The organism is Streptomyces sp. NPDC058525 (assembly GCF_042719495.1).
Lineage (GTDB): Bacteria > Actinomycetota > Actinomycetes > Streptomycetales > Streptomycetaceae > Streptomyces.
On record NZ_JBHXNP010000004.1, the window covers coordinates 14,102 to 34,723 of the forward strand.

17 protein-coding genes and 1 pseudogene are annotated in these 20,622 nt (G+C 73.4%); 14 read left to right on the forward strand and 4 right to left on the reverse strand.

All coding sequences use genetic code 11. The annotated features are described in order from the left end of the window. The first annotated feature begins 221 nt into the window (after window positions 1–221). The 4 genes and pseudogenes from ACFWP3_RS03275 (at window position 222) to ACFWP3_RS03290 (ending at window position 5,908) form a co-directional block, all read left to right on the forward strand. The gene (locus tag ACFWP3_RS03275; protein ID WP_384215708.1) at window positions 222–1,067 is read left to right on the forward strand and encodes a DegV family protein; all 846 of its coding nucleotides are present in this window, start codon (window positions 222–224) and stop codon (window positions 1,065–1,067) included. Window positions 1,068–1,891: 824 nt separating this feature from the next. Then, complete coding sequence (locus ACFWP3_RS03280) at window positions 1,892–2,515, forward strand: helix-hairpin-helix domain-containing protein (RefSeq protein WP_384215709.1); 624 nt, start codon at window positions 1,892–1,894, stop codon at window positions 2,513–2,515. Next, a pseudogene (locus ACFWP3_RS03285) lies at window positions 2,512–4,890 on the forward strand (ComEC/Rec2 family competence protein); the annotation flags it as partial. The gene ACFWP3_RS03280 and the pseudogene ACFWP3_RS03285, both read left to right, overlap by 4 nt. Window positions 4,891–5,026: 136 nt before the next feature. Beyond that, window positions 5,027–5,908 (forward strand): YceI family protein, encoded by an 882-nt coding sequence (locus ACFWP3_RS03290; protein WP_384215710.1) that lies wholly within the window; start codon window positions 5,027–5,029, stop codon window positions 5,906–5,908. A 14-nt stretch (window positions 5,909–5,922) separates the two neighbouring features. Here ACFWP3_RS03290 and ACFWP3_RS03295 read toward each other — a convergent pair whose 3' ends face one another. Next, the gene (locus ACFWP3_RS03295; RefSeq protein WP_384215711.1) at window positions 5,923–6,165 is read right to left on the reverse strand and encodes a hypothetical protein; all 243 of its coding nucleotides are present in this window, start codon (window positions 6,163–6,165) and stop codon (window positions 5,923–5,925) included. 76 nt (window positions 6,166–6,241) lie between these two features. On the opposite strand from ACFWP3_RS03295, the gene holA reads away from it, so the two are divergent. Beyond that, the gene (holA, locus tag ACFWP3_RS03300; protein WP_384215712.1) at window positions 6,242–7,234 is read left to right on the forward strand and encodes a DNA polymerase III subunit delta; all 993 of its coding nucleotides are present in this window, start codon (window positions 6,242–6,244) and stop codon (window positions 7,232–7,234) included. Window positions 7,235–7,470: 236 nt separating this feature from the next. On the opposite strand, the gene rpsT is transcribed toward holA, so the two are convergent. Beyond that, window positions 7,471–7,737, reverse strand: coding sequence for a 30S ribosomal protein S20 (gene rpsT / locus ACFWP3_RS03305; RefSeq protein ID WP_052871690.1), 267 nt, complete (start codon window positions 7,735–7,737; stop codon window positions 7,471–7,473). Window positions 7,738–7,958: 221 nt separating this feature from the next. Here rpsT and lepA point away from each other — a divergent pair, with 221 nt between their 5' ends. The 3 genes from lepA to hemW all read left to right on the forward strand — a co-directional run bounded on the left by lepA (window position 7,959) and on the right by hemW (window position 13,240). Continuing rightward, window positions 7,959–9,824 carry a translation elongation factor 4 gene (gene lepA / locus ACFWP3_RS03310; protein WP_384215713.1) on the forward strand — a complete coding sequence of 622 codons (1,866 nt, stop codon included), beginning with the start codon at window positions 7,959–7,961 and terminating at the stop codon, window positions 9,822–9,824. A gap of 237 nt (window positions 9,825–10,061) precedes the next feature. Next, window positions 10,062–11,951: an AMP-dependent synthetase/ligase gene (locus ACFWP3_RS03315; RefSeq protein ID WP_384215714.1), complete on the forward strand. Its 1,890-nt coding sequence runs from the start codon at window positions 10,062–10,064 to the stop codon at window positions 11,949–11,951. A 56-nt stretch (window positions 11,952–12,007) separates the two neighbouring features. Beyond that, the gene (gene hemW, locus ACFWP3_RS03320; protein WP_384215715.1) at window positions 12,008–13,240 is read left to right on the forward strand and encodes a radical SAM family heme chaperone HemW; all 1,233 of its coding nucleotides are present in this window, start codon (window positions 12,008–12,010) and stop codon (window positions 13,238–13,240) included. A 31-nt stretch (window positions 13,241–13,271) separates the two neighbouring features. On the opposite strand, the gene ACFWP3_RS03325 is transcribed toward hemW, so the two are convergent. Then, complete coding sequence (locus tag ACFWP3_RS03325; RefSeq protein WP_384215716.1) at window positions 13,272–14,069, reverse strand: DUF3097 domain-containing protein; 798 nt, start codon at window positions 14,067–14,069, stop codon at window positions 13,272–13,274. 34 nt (window positions 14,070–14,103) lie between these two features. Further along, window positions 14,104–14,823, reverse strand: coding sequence for an MBL fold metallo-hydrolase (locus ACFWP3_RS03330; RefSeq protein ID WP_384215717.1), 720 nt, complete (start codon window positions 14,821–14,823; stop codon window positions 14,104–14,106). Window positions 14,824–14,988: 165 nt separating this feature from the next. On the opposite strand from ACFWP3_RS03330, the gene hrcA reads away from it, so the two are divergent. From hrcA to ACFWP3_RS03360, 6 genes are all read left to right on the forward strand, one after another. Next, window positions 14,989–16,005, forward strand: a complete 1,017-nt coding sequence (gene hrcA, locus ACFWP3_RS03335; RefSeq protein WP_384215718.1) for a heat-inducible transcriptional repressor HrcA — start codon at window positions 14,989–14,991, stop codon at window positions 16,003–16,005. Beyond that, complete coding sequence (gene dnaJ, locus ACFWP3_RS03340) at window positions 16,006–17,145, forward strand: molecular chaperone DnaJ (RefSeq protein WP_384215719.1); 1,140 nt, start codon at window positions 16,006–16,008, stop codon at window positions 17,143–17,145. It abuts the gene before it with no gap. Window positions 17,146–17,292: 147 nt separating this feature from the next. Beyond that, window positions 17,293–18,384, forward strand: coding sequence for a nitronate monooxygenase (locus ACFWP3_RS03345; RefSeq protein WP_384215720.1), 1,092 nt, complete (start codon window positions 17,293–17,295; stop codon window positions 18,382–18,384). Further along, window positions 18,381–19,124 (forward strand): 16S rRNA (uracil(1498)-N(3))-methyltransferase, encoded by a 744-nt coding sequence (locus ACFWP3_RS03350; RefSeq protein WP_384215721.1) that lies wholly within the window; start codon window positions 18,381–18,383, stop codon window positions 19,122–19,124. Before ACFWP3_RS03345 ends, ACFWP3_RS03350 begins: the two co-directional genes overlap by 4 nt. Before the next feature lie 101 nt (window positions 19,125–19,225). Further along, complete coding sequence (locus tag ACFWP3_RS03355; protein ID WP_384215722.1) at window positions 19,226–19,585, forward strand: histidine triad nucleotide-binding protein; 360 nt, start codon at window positions 19,226–19,228, stop codon at window positions 19,583–19,585. Between the two features lie 3 nt (window positions 19,586–19,588). After that, complete coding sequence (locus ACFWP3_RS03360; protein ID WP_384215723.1) at window positions 19,589–20,500, forward strand: ribonuclease Z; 912 nt, start codon at window positions 19,589–19,591, stop codon at window positions 20,498–20,500. Window positions 20,501–20,622: the final 122 nt, after the last annotated feature.

The window sequence follows — 20,622 nt, forward strand, 5'->3', positions numbered from 1 at the left end:
TCGCGGTGCTCGTCGTGGGGGCGCTGGCCGACGGTCGTGGTGCCGGCCGCGGGGGTGCTACCGACGGCGGCGGTGCTCGCCGAGGGGCGTTCGCCGCGGCTGCCGGTCTCGCCGACGGGCGCTGGCCGACGGCTGCGGGCCTCGCCGCGTGGCGTCCGCCGATGGCCCCGTCGAGGGGCCCAGGCTGCCGTCCGGCCCCCACTGGCGGTAACCTCCGGCTCATGTCCCGCCATGTCGCCATCATCACCGATTCCACGGCCTACCTGCCCCAACCGGCCATGGCGCGGCACGGAATCACCTCCGTCCCGCTCACCGTGGTACTCGGCGGCGAGGCACTGGAGGAGGGCACCGAGATCTCGGCGCGCAGCCTCGCCCTGGCGCTGCAGAAGCGCCGCTCGGTCACCACCTCGCGGCCCAGCCCGGAGGAGTTCGTGCGGGCCTACCAGGCGGCCGCGGACGCCGGTGCGACCGGCATCGTGAGCCTGCACCTGTCCGCCGAGTTCTCCGGTACGTACGACGCCGCCGTGGTCGCCGCGCGGACCGCGCCCGTGCCGGTGCGCGTCGTGGACACCGGCATGGTCGCCATGGCCCTCGGCTTCTGCGCGCTCGCCGCCGCCGAGGTGGCCGAGGCGGGCGGCTCCGTCGACGATGCGGTGGCCGCCGCCGAGAAGCGGGCGGCGGACATGTCGGCGTACTTCTACGTCGACACCCTCGACTACCTGCGCCGCGGCGGACGGATCGGCGCCGCCCAAGCGCTCCTCGGCTCGGCGCTGGCCGTGAAGCCGCTGCTGACCCTGGACGGCGGGCGGATCGAGATGCTCGAGAAGGTGCGGACGGCCTCCAAGGCCATCGCCCGCCTGGAAGAGCTGGCCGTGGAGCGTGCGGGCGCGGGCAGCGTCGATGTCGCCGTGCACCACCTGGCGGCGCCGGAGCGGGCCGAGAAGCTCGCCCAGCGGCTGCGCGAACGCATCCCGGGGTTGGTCGAACTGCACGTCAGCGAGGTCGGCGCGGTGATCGGCGCGCACACCGGGCCGGGACTGCTGGCGGCGGTCGTCTCACCGCGCTGAGCGGGGGAGGGCGGAGCGCCGCCATGCGGCCGACGGCGGGGTGGAAGCCCGGGGCAAGCGCCGCGCGGATCACCGGAACGAGTGGCGCGGTTATCCACAACGGGGCCGTCATCCACCGGAATTGAGGGCTCCGGACGGGGGCCGGGATTCGTCCCTACCGTCGTGGCATGACTCTTCGAACGCGTACTCCGTATCCGCCGGGCGCCACCAGCGGCCCGGGCCGACCCCGTCTCTCCGACGGCCGCCTGCGACACCGCCGCGGCCACACTGCCCGCCGTGCCCCGCAACCGGACCCGGCAGCCGTACACCGCCGAGCCGAAGCCCTCCTACGCGACAGCCCCCCACGACAACCCCCACCCGAGCCGACCTCCGGGCCGCCACCCGAGCCGGACTCGGGGCCGCCTGAGCCGACCTCGGGGCCCCCGCCTGAGCCGGAACCGGGGCCCGCGCCCGAGTCGGAACCGGGATCCCCGCTGGAGGGCGATCCCGGGTGCCCATCCGAGCCGACCTCGGGGTCCCCGCCTGAGCCGACCTCCGGGCCCCGGCCCGAGTCGGACCCTGGGCCCGCGATCGAGGCGGTTCCGGTATCCCTGCCGGAGGGTGACCCCGGGTCCGCGCCTGAGGCGGACTCTGGGTCCTCGGGCGGGGTGGAACCCGGGCCCCCTCCCAGGGTGGTTGTCCGGCGCCCGGTCGAGGTGGAGCCCGGGATCCCGTCCGCGGCGGTTGGCCGGTCTTCGGGGGAGGGGGCGGGGCTGTCGTCCGGGGCTGCGCGTCGGCTTGCGCTGCGGGAGCGGCTGCCGGTGTGGTTTCAGGCGCGCTGTGGGGTGGAGCCGCGCACGGTGGCCGCCGTCGGGGTGGTGCTGGTCGTCGCGGTCGGCTTCGCCGCCCAGCAGTTCTGGTCCGCCCGGCCCCGGCCGGTGACCGCGCCGGCGGTGATCGCCCCCGCGGCCCCGGCTGCCCCGGCCGCGTCGGCCGCGTCGGCCGCGTCGGGCACGGCTCCGGCGTCGGCAGGCGGCGGCCCGGCGCGGATCGTCGTCGACATCGGCGGCAAGGTCCGGGACCCGGGTGTGCGCAGGCTGCCCGCCGGATCGCGGGTCGAGGACGCGCTGGCCGCGGCGGGAGGCGTGCGGCCCGGTACGGACACCACCGGGCTGAACCGGGCCCGGGTCCTGGTGGACGGTGAGCAGGTGCTGGTCGGAGCCCCCGCTCCGCCTTCGCCCGGTGGCGGGGGCGGGGGTGGAGGCGGGCCGGGGCCGGGGCCGCTCAGCCTCGGCTCGGCCACCGTCGAGCAGCTCGACGGGCTGCCGGGGGTCGGGCCGGTGCTGGCGCAGCACATCGTGGACTTCCGCACCGCCCGCGGCGGCTTCCGCTCCGTGGAGGAGCTCCGCCAGGTCAACGGCATCGGCGAGCGCCGCTTCGCCGACCTGCGCACGCTGGTGCGGCCGTGAACGGCCGCGAGGGCGCGGGCCCGGCGGACCTCCGCCTCGCCGCGCCCGCCCTGGCCGCATGGGCGGCGGCCGCCGTCGCCCTGGAAGCCCCCGCGGGACCGACCGCCGTCGGCGTGGGCCTGGGCGTGGCCGGAGCGGGGCTGCTGCTCCTGGCCGGCTGCCGGAGCCCGGGCCCCCGGTGGAGGGCCGCCCCTGCCCTGGCCGTGGCCCTGCTGTGCGCCTGCGCGGGCGCCGGGGTGGCCGGGCTCCAGCGGGCCGAGGCACGCGCCGGGCCCGTGGTGGGACTGGCCCGGGAGCACGCCCGGGTCCTGGCGGAGCTCACCGTCGGCTCCGATCCGCGGCTCGCCGGGGGCGGCGGGGTGAGCGGGCAGCCGGTGGTGGTGCTGGACGCGGTGCTGACGGGCGTGACCGGGCCCGACGGGGCGCGGACCCGGGTGGAGACCCCGGTCCGGGTACTGGCCGGGCACCCGGGATGGGCCCGGCTGCTGCCCTCCACCCGGCTGGAGGTCGTCGCCCGGCTGGCCCCGGCACGGGACGGCGAGCGGGCCGTGGCCCTGCTGCGGCCGGCCGGCGACACCCCGCCCGCGGTGACCGGCGGCCCGGACTCCGCACAGCGGTTCGCCGGGCGGCTGCGGGCCGGGCTGCGCGAGGCCACCGAGGGGCTCGCACCGGATGCCCGGGCCCTGCTGCCGGGGCTCGTCGTCGGGGACACGTCCAGGGTGCCGCCCGATCTGCACGAGGCGTTCAAGGCCACCGACCTGCTGCACCTGCTGGCCGTGTCCGGGTCCAACCTGACCGTGGTGCTGTTCCTGCTCATCGGGCCCCCGGCCCGGGCGCAGCAGGCCGAGCGGCGCGGGCTGGCGCCCCGGCTGGGGCTCTCGCTGCGGGCCACCGCCCTGTGCGGGGCGGCCCTGACGCTGGCGTTCGTGGTGGTGTGCCGGCCGGAGCCGAGCGTGCTGCGGGCCGCGGCCTGCGGGGCGGTCACCCTGCTGGCCCTCGCCACCGGGCGGCGCAGGTCCCTGATCCCGGCCCTGGGGGCCGCCGTACTGCTGCTGGTCCTCTACGACCCCTGGCTGGCCCGCAGTTACGGGTTCCTGCTGTCCGTGCTGGCCACCGGCGCGCTGCTCACCCTCGCGCCCCGGTGGAGCGCGGCCCTGCGGCGGCGCGGGATGCGGCCGAGGTTCGCCGAGGCGCTGGGAGCCGCCGCGGCCGCCCAGGCGGTGTGCGCGCCCGTGGTCGCGGTGCTCTCCGCCCGGGTCAGCCTCGTGGCGGTGCCGTGCAACCTGCTGGCCGAGCTGGCGGCCGGTCCGGCGACCGTGCTCGGCTTCGCGGCGCTCGCCGTGGCCCCGGTGTGGATGGACGCCGCACGGCTGCTCGCCTGGTGCGCGGGGGTGCCCGCCGGGTGGATCGCCGCCGTGGCGCGGGCCGGGGCGCGGCTGCCGGGGGCGGAGCTGGCCTGGCCGGGCGGGCTCGCCGGAGGGCTGCTGCTGGCCGCCGCCACCGCGGTCCTCGTACTGCTCGGTGCGCGGCTCCGCCGACAGCGGTGGCTCTGCTCCGCACTGGCGGTGCTGCTGCTCCTGGCCGTACTGAGGCCGCCGCAGCTGACCCGTACGCTCACCGGCTGGCCCCCGCCCGGCTGGAGCTACGTGCAGTGCGCCGTGGGGCAGGGGGACGCGGCGGTGCTCGCCCTGGGCCCCGGCGAAGCCCTGGTCGTGGACGCGGGGCCGGATCCGGCCCCCGTGGACGCCTGCCTGCGGGCGCTGGGCGTGCACCGGGTGCCGATGCTGCTGCTGACGCACTTTCACGCCGACCACGTCGGAGGCCTGTCCGGGGTGCTGCGCGGCCGGTCGGTGGGTGTGATTCAGACCACGGCGCTGGAAGAGCCGCCGGGGCAGGCGCAGTTGGCGCACCGGACCGCGGCCGCCGCGGGCGTGCCCGTCGTGCGGGCGGTGGCGGGGGAGCGGCGCCGGGCCGGACCGCTGGAGTGGGAGGTGCTCTGGCCGCCGGCGGCCGGGCCGCCGCCGGAGGGGCCCAACGACGCGAGCGTCGCCCTGCTGGTCAGGGGCGCGGGGCTGACCCTGCTGCTGCTCGGAGACCTCGAACCGCCCGCGCAACAGGCCCTCTTGAGGGAGCATCCGCAGCTGGGCCCGGTGGACGTCGTCAAGGTCGCGCACCATGGCTCAGCGCACCAGGATCCGGAGCTGTACGCGCGGATCCGGGCCCGGATCGCCGTCGTCCCGGTCGGCGCGGCCAATCGCTACGGGCACCCCGCACCCGGTACGATCGCCCGGCTGCGGGCCTCGGGGGCGGCCGTACTGCGGACCGACACCGACGGGTCGATCGCGGTGTCCGGCGCGGGCGCCGGGATGCGGGTGTTCCCGGCCGGACGGCGACGGGGGCGACACCGGCATACCGGGCACAGCGCTTCTGTTTGCCCACAACCCGACAGCATGATCGAATGCGTTTTCGCCAGAACGGTCCCAGTCCACACAGCACGGGGGTGCATCAGCCATGTTCGGACGCCGACGGGGGATGGAGACGGCCGGAAGTTCCAGCCCGCCCACATCCGCGACACTGACCCTGCCGCCGACGGCGGGTCTGCTCAGCTGCCGGGTTCTCGACACCGTCCACCAGCCGGTCAGACAGGCCGAGTTCGAGGTGACCGATCCGATCGGGCGCCGGATCGTGAGCGGCGTGACCGACCCGTACGGCGGATTCACGGCGGCCCTGCCGGAGGGCGAGTACCGGCTCTCCGTCAGCGCCGAGGGGTACGCGCCGTTCCACGGGGCGACGCTGGTGGGGGACCCGGCGCAGCCCGGGACCGGGGAGATCATCCTCGACGCGGTGGAGCCGCCGCTGCTGCCGCAGCCCGGCCACTGGGAGCTCGACCCGACGCACTCGTCCCTCGCCTTCACGGCCCGGCACATCGGTTTCGCGCGGATCGGCGGGCGGTTCAACACGTTCGCCGGCGCGGTACGGATAGCCGACCGGATGGAGGACTCCTCCATGCACGTGATCATCGATGCGGCGAGCATCGACACGGGGGTGCGGATGCGCGACGACCACCTGAGGTCCGGCGACTTCCTGGACGCGGCCCGTTACCCGACGGTGGAGTTCTACAGCGAGCGGTTCATCCACCGCAGCGGCAGCCGCTGGGCCGTCGCGGGCGCCCTCACCCTCCACGGGATCGGCCGGTCCGTCACCCTGGACACCCAGTACCTGGGCCTGGGCACGGGCCTGGAGGGCGAGCCGCGCGCCGCCTGCCGGGCCACCGCCGAACTGCACCGCGAGGACTTCGGCCTGAACTGGCAGTCGGTGCTGGCGCAGGGCATCGCGGCGATCGGTTCGAGCGTGGAAGTGACGCTGGACGTGCAGATCGTCCACAAGGCCTGAGCCCGGCCCGACTCCTACGGGGCTTCCAGCCAGCCCTCGTACTCGGCGGCGAGGGCGTCCAGCGCGGCGGTGTCGAGCCGTTCCCTCGGGTCCTCGACGACCACCAGCCACTGGGCGTCCTCGGCGTCGTCCTCGCCGGCCAGGGCGTCGCGCACCAACTGCGGTTCCTCCGGGAGGCCGAAGCGGTCCACGGCCTCCTGCGCCACCTCCTCGGCGGCGTCGCGGTCGGGCAGGACGAGTACATGTCGCACGTTCACGCGATCATTCTCACGTATCGGGTCAGGGGGCCCGCCGGGCCGGGGGCTGTCAGTGCGGCGTGGGATGCTGGAGCCGATGGCCACCAGGAAGAACTCCACCGACGATCCGCTCGCCCCGCTCACCCTCGCGGTGGGGCAGGAGGACCTGCTGCTCGACCGTGCCGTGCGGGAGGTGGTGGCTGCCGCGCGCGCCGCCGACTCCGACACGGACGTCCGCGACCTCTCCTCCGAGCAGCTCCAGCCCGGCACGCTGGCCGAGCTGACCAGTCCGTCGCTCTTCTCCGAGCGCAAGGTCCTGATCGTGCGCGGCGCCCAGGACCTGTCCGCCGACACGGTCAAGGAGGTGAAGGCGTACCTCGACGCACCCTACGAGGAGATCATCCTCGTGCTCCTCCACGCGGGCGGCGCCAAGGGCAAGGGCCTGTTGGACGCGGCGCGCAAGGCGGGCGCCCGGGAGATCGCCTGCCCGAAGATGACGAAGCCGGCGGACCGGCTGTCCTTCGTACGGGGCGAATTCCGCACGCTGGGCCGGTCGGCGACCCCGGAGGCGTGCCAGAGCCTGGTCGACGCGATCGGCAGCGACCTGCGGGAGCTGGCGAGCGCGGCCGCGCAGCTGTGCGCGGACGTCGAGGGCACCATCGACGAGGCCGTGGTCGGCCGCTACTACACGGGCCGGGCCGAGGCCTCCAGCTTCACGGTCGCCGACCGCGCGGTCGAGGGGCGGGCGGCGGAGGCACTCGAAGCCCTGCGCTGGTCCCTGTCCACCGGGGTGGCGCCGGTCCTGATCACCAGCGCCCTGGCCCAGGCCGTGCGGGCGATTGGCAAGCTGGCCTCCGCCCCGCGCGGGGCCCGCCCCGGCGATCTCGCCCGGGACCTCGGGATGCCGCCGTGGAAGATCGACCGGGTGCGCCAGCAGATGCGCGGCTGGTCGGCGGACGGCGTCGCGGACGCCCTGCGTGCCGTGGCCGCCGCCGACGCGGGGGTCAAGGGCGGCGGGGACGATCCCGAGTACGCCCTGGAGAAGGCGGTCGTGGCCGTGGCCCGAGCCGCCCGCCCCCAGCGCCGCTGACGGCCGCCCGCCGACGCCTCACGACACGGCTCACGACTGACGCCTCACGACTGACGCACGAAGGCCCCGGCTGCCGCCCTGGGGAAGGGCGGTGGCCGGGGCCTTCGAACACTGCTCGTACTGCTTGTGTGCGCCGCACCCGCGTGGCGAACGCAGGCCGCGTGCGGCGCGGTGTGCCGGTGAAGGAGCGGAAGAGAGGGCCCGCTGGGTCCTTACCGGCGATTCACATCGAGAGCTCAGCCCTGCAGGGAGGCAACCTTGGAGGCCAGCGCCGACTTCTTGTTGGCGGCGGCGTTCTTGTGGATGACACCCTTCGAGACAGCCTTGTCGAGCGCACGCGCGGCGGCACGGGAAGCCACGGTGGCCTTCTCGACGTCACCGGCGACGACGGCCTCGCGGGCCTTGCGGATCGCGGTCTTGAGCGAGGACTTGACGGCCTTGTTGCGCAGGCGCGCCTTCTCGTTCGTCTTGTTCCGCTTGATCTGGGACTTGATGTTCGCCACGAAAGAGCCTTTTCAGGTTCAGAGTTTTGTTCTTCGGATTGTGCCTCGACAGCTGAGAGGGCATACGAGACACAGCTGCCCAGGCTACCAGGCACGCTCGGGGCAGCCCAAACCGAGCGCACTGCCCGGTCCATGGGACCATGGGAGTCAGCGTAGAGATCCCAATGATCCGACCAGGATCGATCACGCCCCCGACTGAGACCCGAGAATCAGGACACTGCGTGCCCGCCATCCCCAGCCACGTGCCCGAGCCGAGCCGTACCGACCCGGCGCTGATCCGCAACTTCTGCATCATCGCGCACATCGACCACGGCAAGTCGACCCTTGCCGACCGGATGCTCCAGCTCACCGGTGTGGTCGATCAGCGGCAGATGCGCGCCCAGTACCTCGACCGCATGGACATCGAGCGTGAGCGCGGCATCACGATCAAGTCCCAGGCGGTCCGACTGCCCTGGGCGCCCACCACGGGCGAGGGCCAGGGCAGCACCCACATCCTCAACATGATCGACACCCCTGGGCACGTCGACTTCACGTACGAGGTTTCGCGCTCCCTCGCCGCGTGCGAGGGCACGATCCTGCTGGTGGACGCCGCCCAGGGCATCGAGGCGCAGACCCTCGCCAACCTGTACCTGGCGATGGAGAACGACCTCGCGATCGTCCCCGTGCTGAACAAGATCGACCTGCCGGCCGCCCAGCCGGAGAAGTTCGCCGAGGAGCTCGCGAACCTGGTCGGCTGCCAGCCCGAGGACGTCCTGCGCGTCTCGGCGAAGACCGGTCTCGGCGTGGAAGCGCTGCTCGACAAGGTCGTCGCCACGGTCCCGGCCCCGGTCGGCGTCAAGGACGCCCCGGCCCGCGCCATGATCTTCGACTCGGTGTACGACTCGTACCGCGGCGTGGTCACCTACGTCCGTGTGGTCGACGGCCAGCTCAACAAGCGCGAGCGCATCCGGATGATGTCCACCGGCGCCACCCACGAGCTGCTGGAGATCGGTGTCTCCTCGCCCGAGATGACCCCGGCCGACGGCATCGGCGTCGGCGAGGTGGGCTACATCATCACCGGCGTGAAGGACGTCCGCCAGTCCAAGGTCGGTGACACCATCACCAGCCTGCACAACGGTGCGACCGAGGCCCTCGGCGGCTACAAGGACCCGCGGCCGATGGTCTTCTCGGGCCTGTACCCGCTCGACGGCTCGGACTACCCGGACCTGCGCGAGGCCCTGGACAAGCTCCAGCTCAACGACGCCGCGCTCGTCTACGAGCCGGAGACCTCGGCGGCGCTCGGCTTCGGCTTCCGCGTCGGCTTCCTCGGCCTGCTGCACCTGGACGTGGTCCGCGAGCGCCTCGAGCGCGAGTTCGGCCTCGACCTGATCGCCACCGCGCCCAACGTGGTCTACCGGGTGGTCCTGGAGGACGGCAAGGAAGTCACCGTCACCAACCCGAGCGAGTTCCCCGAGGGCAAGATCTCGGACGTGTTCGAGCCGATCGTGCGGGCCACGATCCTCGCCCCCAGCGAGTTCATCGGCGCGATCATGGAGCTCTGCCAGACCCGCCGAGGCACCCTCCTCGGCATGGACTACCTCTCCGAGGACCGTGTCGAGATCCGCTACACCCTCCCCCTCGCGGAGATCGTCTTCGACTTCTTCGACCAGCTGAAGTCCAAGACGCGCGGCTACGCCTCCCTTGACTACGAGCCCACCGGTGAGCAGTCCGGCAGCCTGGTCAAGGTCGACATCCTGCTGCACGGCGACAAGGTCGACGCCTTCTCCGCCGTCACGCACAAGGACGCCGCCTACGCCTACGGCGTGCGCCTGGTCGCCAAGCTGCGCGAGCTCATCCCGCGGCAGGCCTTCGAGGTGCCGATCCAGGCCGCGATCGGCTCCCGCGTCATCGCCCGCGAGACCATCCGCGCCATCCGCAAGGACGTCCTCGCCAAGTGCTACGGCGGTGACATCTCCCGTAAGCGGAAGCTGCTGGAGAAGCAGAAGGAAGGCAAGAAGCGGATGAAGATGGTCGGCTCCGTGGAGGTCCCGCAGGAGGCCTTCATCGCCGTCCTCTCCAGCGACGAGTCCGCCGGCAAGAAGAAGTAGCGACACCCGCGACCGCTGCGGAAGCAGGCCCTCACGCTCCGGCGCGGGGGCCTCTTTCGTTATGAACCGGCCGCTCGCGAGCTCTTACGCAGGCGGCGCACGGCCTCTAGTCTGATCACTGCTCGATGGTTACTCGCCAGTCACCTGCTGGTTACGTCTCAAACCCCGCCTGTCCCGATGCGCACCCCAAGCGCCCCACGCCCACGCACTGCCGCGTGGTCCGGTCCGGAGGATGTCGTGAGCGACACACAGACCTTGATCGAGAACCGTCCGCCCACGGTGGCGGCCCTCTTCCTTGAGCGCGTGGCCGCCACGCCCCATGCGGAGGCGTACCGGTATCCGGTACCCGCGGCCGGCGGCCAGGGTCCCGACGACTGGAAGTCGCTGAGCTGGGGCCAGGCGGCCGAGCGGGTCTTCGCCATCGCCGCCGGGCTGATCGACCTGGGCCTCGGCTCCGAGGAGCGGGTCGCGCTCGCCTCCAACACCCGGGTCGAGTGGATCCTCGGCGACCTCGGCGTGATGTGCGCCGGCGGCGCGGTGACCACGATCTACCCGACGACGAACGCCGAGGAGTCGGCGTACATCCTGGCGGACTCCGAGAGCCGGGTGCTCATCGCCGAGGACGGCGCGCAGCTGGCCAAGGCGCGCGAGCGCCGCGCCGAGCTGCCCCGCCTGGCCCACGTGGTGGTCGTGGAGACCGCGGACGCGGTCGCCGCCGAGGGCGACCCCGAGGGCTGGGTGCTCTCGCTCGCCGATCTGGAGGCGCGCGGCAAGGAGTACCTCGCCAAGCACCCCGAGGCGGTCAAGGAGCGGATCGCGGCCATCACCGCCGACCAGCTCGCCACCCTCATCTACACCTCCGGCACCACCGGCCGCCCCAAGGGCGTCCGCCTGCCGCACGACAACTGGTCGTACATGGCCAAGGCCACCGTCGCCACCGGCCTGATCACCAAGGACGACGTCCAGTACCTGTGGCTGCCGCTGGCCCACGTCTTCGGCAAGGTGCTGACCTCCGGCCAGATCGAGGTCGGCCACGTGACCGCCGTCGACGGCCGCATCGACAAGATCATCGAGAACCTGCCGGTCGTGCAGCCGACCTACATGGCGGCCGTCCCGCGCATCTTCGAGAAGGTCTACAACGGCGTCGCCGCCAAGGCCCGGGCCGGCGGCGGGGCGAAGTACAAGATCTTCCAGTGGTCGGCCGGCGTGGCCCGCGAGTACGCCAAGGTCACCCAGGACAACTTCCGCCGCACGGGTCAGGCGACCGCCCCCTTCGGCCTCGCCACCAAGCACAAGATCGCCGACGCGCTCGTCTTCTCCAAGCTCCGCGACGCCTTCGGCGGCAACCTGCGGGCCGCCGTCTCCGGCGCCTCCGCCCTTGCACCCGACATCGGCTACTTCTTCTCCGGCGCGGGCATCCACATCCTCGAGGGCTACGGCCTGACCGAGTCCAGTGCCGCCTCCTTCGTCAACCCGGGCGAGGCCTACCGCACCGGCACCGTCGGCAAGCCGCTCCCCGGCACCGAGGTCCGCATCGCCGACGACGGCGAGGTGCTGCTGCGCGGCCCCGGCATCATGCAGGGCTACCACGGGCAGCCGGAGAAGACCGCCGAGGTGCTGGAGTCCGACGGCTGGCTGCACACGGGAGACATCGGCGAGCTCTCGCCCGACGGCTACCTGCGCATCACCGACCGCAAGAAGGACCTGATCAAGACCTCGGGCGGCAAGTACGTCGCCCCGGCCGAGATCGAGGGCCAGTTCAAGGCGATCTGCCCGTACGTGTCGACCATCGTCGTGCACGGCGCCGACCGGAACTTCTGCTCCGCCCTGATCGCGCTCGACGAGCCGTCGATCATGGGCTGGGCCGCCGGGAACGGGCTGGAGGGCAAGACGTACCCGCAGGTCCTGGCCGCGCCGGAGACCAACCGCCTGATCGAGACGTACGTACAGACCCTCAACGAGGGCCTCCAGCGGTGGCAGACGGTCAAGAAGTTCCGGATCCTGCCGCGCGACCTCGACATCGAGCACGGCGACCTCACGCCCAGCCTCAAGCTGAAGCGGCCGGTCGTCGAGCGTGAGTTCAAGCACCTGATCGACGAGATGTACGAGGGCTCGCGCGAGGCGTAGCCGGGGGCGCCGGGCACGGCGTAAACGACCATGGGGCAGTGCGGGATGATGGGGTCATGCCTTCCGCACTGCCCGACGGTGAACCCATGCCCGAAGACGGCTCGCTGCCGTCGCACGCCCTGGCGGGGGCGGGGGACCGGCCGCTCGGCTTCTACCTGCACGTGCCGTACTGCGCCACGCGGTGCGGCTACTGCGACTTCAACACCTACACGGCCACCGAGCTGCGGGGCACCGGCGGTGTGCTCGCCTCGCGGGAGAACTACGCCGACACCCTGATCGACGAGGTCCGCCTCGCCCGCAAGGTGCTCGGGGACGACCCGCGGGCCGTGCGGACGGTCTTCGTGGGCGGCGGCACGCCGACGCTGCTGCCCGCCGGGGACCTCGTGCGGATGCTCGCGGCGATCCGGGACGAGTTCGGCCTGGCCGAGGACGCGGAGATCACCACCGAGGCCAATCCGGAGTCGGTGAACCCGCAGTACCTGGCCGAGCTGCGGGCCGGCGGCTTCAACCGGATCTCCTTCGGCATGCAGAGCGCCCGGCAGCACGTCCTGAAGGTCCTGGACCGCACGCACACCCCCGGGCGCCCGGAGGCCTGCGTCGCCGAGGCGCGCGCGGCGGGCTTCGAGCACGTCAACCTGGACCTGATCTACGGCACGCCCGGGGAGTCCGACGAGGACTGGCGGGCTTCGCTCTCCGCCGCGCTGGGCGCCGGGCCGGACCACATCTCGGCGTACGCGCTGATCGTGGAGGAGGGCACCCAGCTGGCGCGGCGGATCCGCCGGGGCGAGGTCCCGATGACGGACGACGACGTGCACGCCGACCGCTACCTGATCGCGGACGCGGTGATGGCGGAGGCCGGGTACTCCTGGTACGAGGTGTCGAACTGGGCCTCCTCGCAGGCCGGGCGCTGCCTGCACAACGAGCTGTACTGGCGCGGCGCCGACTGGTGGGGCGCGGGTCCGGGCGCGCACTCGCACGTGGGCGGGGTGCGGTGGTGGAACGTCAAGCACCCGGGGGCGTACGCCGCCGCGCTGGCGGAGGGGCGGTCCCCGGGCGCCGGACGCGAGCTCCTCTCCGAGGAGGACCGGCGGGTCGAGCGGATCCTGCTGGAGCTGCGGCTGGTGGACGGCGTACCGCTGTCGCTGCTGGCACCCGCCGGGCTGGCCGCCTCGCGGCGGGCGCTGGCGGACGGGCTGCTGGAGCCGGAGCCGTACGGGGCCGGCCGGGCCGTGCTGACCCTGCGGGGGCGGCTGCTGGCCGACGCGGTGGTCCGGGACCTGGTGGACTGACGCGGCGCACGGCCCGGCGCCCGTGGGCGCTTCAGGCCGTCACGTGGTCGATGAGGTGTTCCACGGAGCCCAGGAGGGTGGGCTCCAGGTCCTTGTACGAGGTCACGCGGGACAGGATGTGCTGCCAGGCGGCACCGGTGTTCTCGGGCCAGCCCAGGGCCCGGCAGATGCCCGTCTTCCAGTCCTGGCCGCGCGGGACCACGGGCCAGGCCGGGATGCCCAGGGCGGACGGTTTCACCGCCTGCCAGACGTCCACGTACGGGTGGCCCACGATCAGGACGTCCGGGGAGGTCACCGACGCCGCGATGCGCGACTCCTTCGAGCCCGGCACGAGGTGGTCCACCAGGATCCCCAGGCGGGCGTCCGGGGCCGGGGCGAATTCCGCGACGATGGCCGGGAGGTCGTCGATGCCCTCCAGGTACTCCACCACCACGCCCTCGATCCGCAGGTCGTCCCCCCAGACCCTCTCCACCAGCTCCGCGTCGTGGCGGCCCTCCACGTAGATGCGCCCGGCCCGCGCCACCCGCGCCCTGGCCCCCGGCACGGCGATCGAGCCCGAGGCGGTGCGGCGGGGCGCGGCGGGGGCCCGCGAGGGGCGGACCAGGGTGACCACGGCCCCGTCCAGCAGGAAGCCCCGCGGCTCCAGCGGGAACACCCGCCGCTTGCCGAAGCGGTCCTCCAGGGTCACCGTGCCCGCCTCGCAGGCCACCACCGCGCCGCAGAAGTCCGTACCGGCCACCTCGACCACCAGGTCGGGCTCCGCGGCCACCTCCGGCACGGCCTTGGGGCGCTTCCACTGGGGGGTCAGGTCGGGGGAGTACTCGCGCATCCGGCCGAGCGTAGGAGAGGCGCGGCGAACACGCCTACGACACGCCGAAACGCGCGGCCAGTGTGGCGCGTTGCGCACGCACGAAGGCCGCGGACACCACCGCTCCGTGACCCGGCACGTACTGCGCGTCGTCCCCGCCCAGCGCGAGCAGCCGGTCCAGCGCCGCCGGCCACTGCCGGGGCACCGCGTCCGGGCCCGCCGAGGGCTCGCCCGACTCCTCGACCAGGTCCCCGCAGAACACCGTCTCGCGCTCGCCCGGCACGAAGACCGCCAGATCGTGGCGCGTGTGCCCGGGCCCCACATTGGCCAGCAGCACTTGCACCCCGCCCAGTTCCAGCGTCCACTCGCCCGACACCAGGTGCTTCGGAGCCACCATCAGGTCCACCGCCTCCGCGGCCTCCGCCTCGGCCAGGCCGTGGCGCACCGCGTCCCCGCGCAGCTCCTCGCGGCCGGTGGCCAGCAGCGCGTCCAGCCCGACCGCCCCGAACACCTCGGCTCCGGAGAAGGCGGCCCCGCCCAGCACGTGGTCGAAATGTCCGTGCGTGAATGCGATATGGGTCACGTGCCGGCCCGTCAGCCGCTCCGCCTCGGCCCTCACCCGCGCGCCCTCGCGCAGACACGAACCGGGGTCGACGAGGAGCACGGAATCGTCCCCCACCACCAGTCCCACGGTGCAGTCCCACACCGGAAGCCGCCGGCGCCCGGCCCGCCCGGTCAGCCTTTCCCAGCCCGCCTCTTCCCAACGCACGTCCATGCCGCGACGCTACCCTGGCGGGCCTCCCTTGCCAGGGTCTTACTACCCGGCCGTACACTGAGCGGGGGATCTCTGGCACTCGAACGACCAGAGTGCCAATGACCGGGCTCCAACGACCGAGCTTTCAACGAACGCGGCAACGGACCACAGCTGGAGGTGTGCGCGATGCTCAGCGAACGCAGACTCGAAGTGCTGCGCGCCATCGTCCAGGACTACGTCGGGACGGAGGAGCCGGTCGGCTCCAAGGCGCTCACCGAGCGGCACCGCCTCGGCGTCTCGCCCGCCACCGTGCGCAACGACATGGCCGTGCTGGAGGAGGAGGGCTACATCGCCCAGCCCCACACCAGCGCCGGCCGGATCCCCACCGACAAGGGCTACCGCCTCTTCGTCGACAAGCTGGCGGGGGTCAAGCCGCTGTCGTCGCCCGAGCGCCGGGCCATCCAGAACTTCCTCGACGGGGCCGTGGACCTCGACGACGTGGTCGGCCGGACGGTGCGGCTGCTCGCGCAGCTGACCCGGCAGGTCGCCGTCGTCCAGTACCCGAGCCTGACCCGGTCGACCGTCCGGCACGTGGAGCTGCTCTCGCTCGCTCCCGCGCGCCTGATGCTCGTACTGATCACGGACACCGGGCGCGTCGAACAGCGGCTGATCGACTGCTCGAGCCCCTTCGGGGAGACCTCGCTGGCCGATCTGCGGGCGCGGCTCAACAGCCGGGTCGTGGGGCGCCGGTTCACCGACGTTCCCCCGCTCGTCCAGGACCTCCCCGAGTCCTTCGAGGCGGATGACCGGGGCACGGTGTCCACCGTGCTCTCGACGCTCCTCGAAACCCTGGTCGAGGAAGCAGAAGAGCGGCTGATGATCGGCGGCACCGCCAATCTCACCCGCTTCGGACACGATTTTCCCCTGACGATCAGGCCGGTGCTCGAAGCGCTGGAGGAGCAGGTCGTGCTCCTCAAGCTGCTGGGCGAGGCCAACGAGTCGGGAATGGCCGTACGGATCGGGCACGAGAACGCCTACGAGGGGCTGAACTCCACGTCGGTCGTCTCGGTCGGTTACGGTTCGGGCGGCGAAACGGTCGCCAAACTCGGCGTGGTCGGACCGACCCGCATGGACTACCCCGGAACGATGGGAGCGGTACGCGCAGTGGCACGTTACGTCGGACAGATCCTGGCGGAGTCGTAAGTGGCCACGGACTACTACGCCGTTCTCGGCGTGCGCCGCGACGCATCGCAGGACGAGATCAAGAAGGCCTTCCGGCGCCTCGCGCGTGAACTCCACCCGGATGTGAATCCGGATCCGAAGACGCAGGAGCGCTTCAAGGAGATCAACGCGGCCTACGAGGTGCTCTCGGACCCGCAGAAGAAGCAGGTCTACGACCTGGGCGGCGACCCGCTGTCCTCGTCGGGCGGCGGTGCCGGAGCGGGCGGCTTCGGAGCGGGTGGCTTCGGCAACTTCTCCGACATCATGGACGCCTTCTTCGGCCAGGCCTCGCAGCGCGGCCCGCGCTCGCGGACCCGGCGCGGCCAGGACGCCATGATCCGCCTCGACCTGGAGCTGGACGAGGCGGCCTTCGGGACGACCAAGGACATCCAGGTCGACACGGCCGTCGTCTGCACCACCTGCTCGGGCGAGGGCGCAGCCCCCGGCACCTCCGCGCAGACGTGTGACATGTGCCGCGGCCGCGGCGAGGTCTCGCAGGTCACCCGGTCCTTCCTGGGCCAGGTCATGACCTCGCGCCCCTGCCCGCAGTGCCAGGGCTTCGGCACCGTCGTCCCGACCCCGTGCCCCGAGTGCGCGGGCGACGGCCGGGTCCGGTCCCGCCGCAGCCTCACCGTCAAGATCCCGGCCGGTGTCGAGAACGGCACCCGCATCCAGCTCGCGGGCGAGGGCGAGGTCGGCCCCGGCGGCGGCCCCGCCGGCGACCTGTACGTGGAGATCCACGAGCTGCCGCACCCGGTCTTCCAGCGGCGCGGGGACGACCTGCACTGCACGGTGACCATCCCGATGACGGCGGCGTCCCTGGGCACCAAGTGCCCGCTGGAGACGCTGGACGGCATGGAGGAGATCGACATCCGGCCCGGCACCCAGTCCGGCCAGTCGATCCCGCTGCACGGGCGCGGCGTCACCCACCTGCGCGGTGGCGGACGCGGCGACCTGATCGTCCACGTCGAGGTGACCACCCCGAACAAGCTGGACGCCCAGCAGGAGGAGCTGCTGCGCCAGCTGGCGAAGCTGCGCGGCGAGGAGCGGCCGACCGGCCAGTTCGCGCCGGGCCAGCAGGGGCTGTTCAGCCGCCTGAAGGACGCCTTCAACGGCCGCTGACCGCCTGCGACCTCTGATCGACGAGCCCGGCCGGGGGATGCCCCCGGCCGGGCTCGCCGTATGCGTTCCGGCCGCGCCGGGAAGCGGACTATGCCAGGCGAATGCGGTGATTCGGTCCCCTGAGCGGGACATGGCACGATGCAGTGCATGACCTCGGCACCGAACGGTCTCTGCGCATACCCGATCGTGCAGGCCCCCATGGCGGGCGGCGCCTCCTGTCCGCCCCTGGCCGCCGCCGTGTGCGAGGCGGGCGGACTGGGCTTCCTGGCCGGCGGGTACAAGACCGCCGACGGCATGTACCAGGAGATCAAGCAGGTGCGCGCCCTCACCCGGCGCCCCTTCGGGGTGAACCTCTTCATGCCGCAGACCGGCCACGTGGACCCGGCCGCCGTCGAGGCCTACCGCGGGCAGCTGGCCGGCGAGGCGAGCTGGTACGAGATCTCCCTGGCCGCCGAGGACATCATCGGCACCTGCGACGACGGCTACGACGCCAAGCTCGCCATCCTCCTGGAGGACCCGGTCCCGGTCGTCTCCTTCACCTTCGGCTGTCCCGCCCCGGCGGTCCTGGCCTCCCTGCGCCAGGCCGGCACGTACTCCGTCGTCACCGCGACCTCCGTCGAGGAGGCCCGCCGCGCGCAGGAGGCCGGGGCCGACGCCGTCTGCGTCCAGGGCGTCGAGGCCGGCGGGCACCAGGGCACGCACCGGGACGACCCGCAGGCCGACGGCACGGCGTCGGTGGGCCTGCTGGCGCTCGTGGCCCAGGTACGGGAGGCCGTCGCGCTCCCCATCATCGCGGCGGGCGGGCTGATGCGGGGCTCCCAGATCGCCGCGCTGCTCGCGGCGGGCGCCGAGGCGGCCCAGCTCGGCACCGCCTTCCTGGCCTGCCCGGAGTCGGGCGCGGATCCGCTGCACAAGAAGGCCCTGACGGACCCGCTGTTCGTCCGCACCGAGCTCACCCGGGCCTTCTCCGGGCGGCCGGGGCGGGGCCTGGTCAACCGGTTCATGCGCGAGCACGGACCGTACGCCCCCGCCGCCTACCCGCAGATCCACCACCTGACCTCGGGGCTGCGCAAGGCGGCCGCCGCGGCCGGGGACCCGCAGGGCATGGCCCTGTGGGCGGGCCAGGGGCACCGGCTGGCGCGGGCGCTGCCCGCCGGGGAGCTGATGGAGGTGCTGGCGGCCGAACTGGCCGAGGCACAGAGCACGTTGAAGGCAATGCAGATGAGGAGTGCGTCATGACCGCCCCGGTGTTCGTGGTCAAAGAGGTCCCGGCGGGACCGGAGTTCGTCCTGGACGGCCCTGAGGGCCGGCACGCGGTGTCCGTGAAGCGGCTGAACCCGGGCGAGGCGGTGGTCCTCACGGACGGCCGGGGCGGCTGGGCCGAGGCGGTCGTGAAGGCGGCGGAGGGCAAGGACCGGCTGGTCCTGACCGTGTCCGGCGCCTTCGAGGAAGCCGGGCCGACCGTCCGGATCACCGTCGTCCAGGCCCTGCCCAAGGGGGACCGGGGCGAGGTGGCCGTGGAGACCATGACCGAGACGGGCGTGGACGCGATCGTGCCCTGGCAGGCCTCGCGGTGCATCACGCAGTGGCGCGGCGACCGCGGCGCCAAGTCCCTGGCCAAGTGGCGGGCCACCGCCCGTGAGGCGGGCAAGCAGTCCCGCCGGGTCCGCTTCCCGGACGTGGCCGAGGCCCTGTCCACCAAGCAGGTGGCGGCACTGCTGGCCGGCGCCGACCTGGCGATGGTCCTCCACGAGGACCGCGACACCCCCTCCGAGGCCCTGGCCGAGGCCGAGCTCCCGGCGACGGGGTCCATCGTGCTGGTGGTCGGCCCGGAGGGCGGGGTCTCCCCGGAGGAGCTGGCCGTCTTCGCCGAGGCGGGAGCCCGCCCGTACCGGTTGGGCCGCTCGGTCCTGCGCACCTCGACCGCCGGCACCGCGGCGACGGCGGTCCTGCTGGCCCGCACCGGCCGCTGGAGCTGACCCCCGCGGACGGCGGGCGGACCGGGGGTGGAGGCCGCGGAGTCCCGTACGCGGTCCGGGGATACGATGCCCGGAGCGATCAACGACACGGAGGCGAAGCGATGGCCGGGGAACCGCAGGCCGACTGCCTGTTCTGCAAGATCGTCGCGGGGAGCATCCCGGCGACCGTGGTCCGGGAGACCGACACGACCTTCGCCTTCCGGGACATCAACCCGCAGGCGCCGACGCACGTCCTGGTCATCCCCAAGGTGCACTACCCCGACGCGGCCTCGCTGGCGGCGGCCGAGCCCGCCATCACCGCCGACCTCCTCGCCGAGGCCGGCCGCATCGCCCTCGACGAGAAGCTCACCGACCACGGCTACCGGGTCGTCTTCAACACGGGCGCCGGCGCCGGCCAGACCGTCTTCCACGCCCACGCGCACGTCCTCGGCGGCCGCGGCCTCCAGTGGCCCCCCGGATAACCCGTGTCCGTACGCGAGTTCGTGGTGCTGGGCACCGCCAGCCAGGTGCCCACCCGCCACCGCAACCACAACGGCTACCTGCTGCGCTGGGACGCCGAGGGCATCCTCTTCGACCCGGGCGAGGGCACCCAGCGCCAGATGCTGCGTGCCGGGGTGGCCGCGCACGACATCAACCGGATCTGCGTCACCCACTTCCACGGTGACCACAGCCTCGGCCTGGCCGGGGTGATCCAGCGGATCAACCTCGACCGGGTCCCGCACCCCGTCACCGCGCACTACCCGGCCTCCGGGCAGAAGTTCTTCGACCGGCTGCGGTACGCCACCGCCTACCGCGAGACGGTGCTGCTGGCCGAGGAGCCGGTCGCCGGGGACGGGATGCGGGAGCTGGCGCGCGGGGCCTCGTACGTCCTCGAGGCCAGGCTGCTCTCGCACCCGGTGGAGTCCTTCGGCTACCGGCTCACCGAGCCGGACGGCCGCCGCATGATCCCGGAACTGCTCGCACGGCACGGGATCAAGGGCCCCGACGTGGGCCTGATCCAGCGCGAGGGCCGGCTGGGCGAGGTCACGCTGGAGCAGGTCAGCGAGCCGAAGCCGGGGCAGCGGTTCGCGTTCGTCATGGACACCCGGCTCTGCGAGGGCGTGGACGAGCTGGCCGAGGGCTGCGACATGCTGGTGATCGAGTCGACCTTCCTCGACGAGGACGAGCCGCTGGCCACCGAGCACGGGCACCTCACGGCCGGGCAGGCGGCGCGGGTGGCACGGGACGCGGGCGTCCGGCACCTCGTGCTGACGCACTTCTCGCAGCGCTACACCGACCCCTCGGAGTTCGAACGGCAGGCCCGCGCGGCCGGGTTCGAGGGCGAGCTGACGATCGCGGCGGACCTGACCCGGGTCCCCCTCCCGAAGCGCCGCTGACGCCGCCTGGCCATCCGGCGCGCCGCCGCCGGGGCTCCAGCCCCGCCGGCAGCACCCGTGAGCGCACATCAGCCGAAATCCAGCCCCGCCTGGGGGCACCTCCCAGCGGTAGCTGGGGGAGT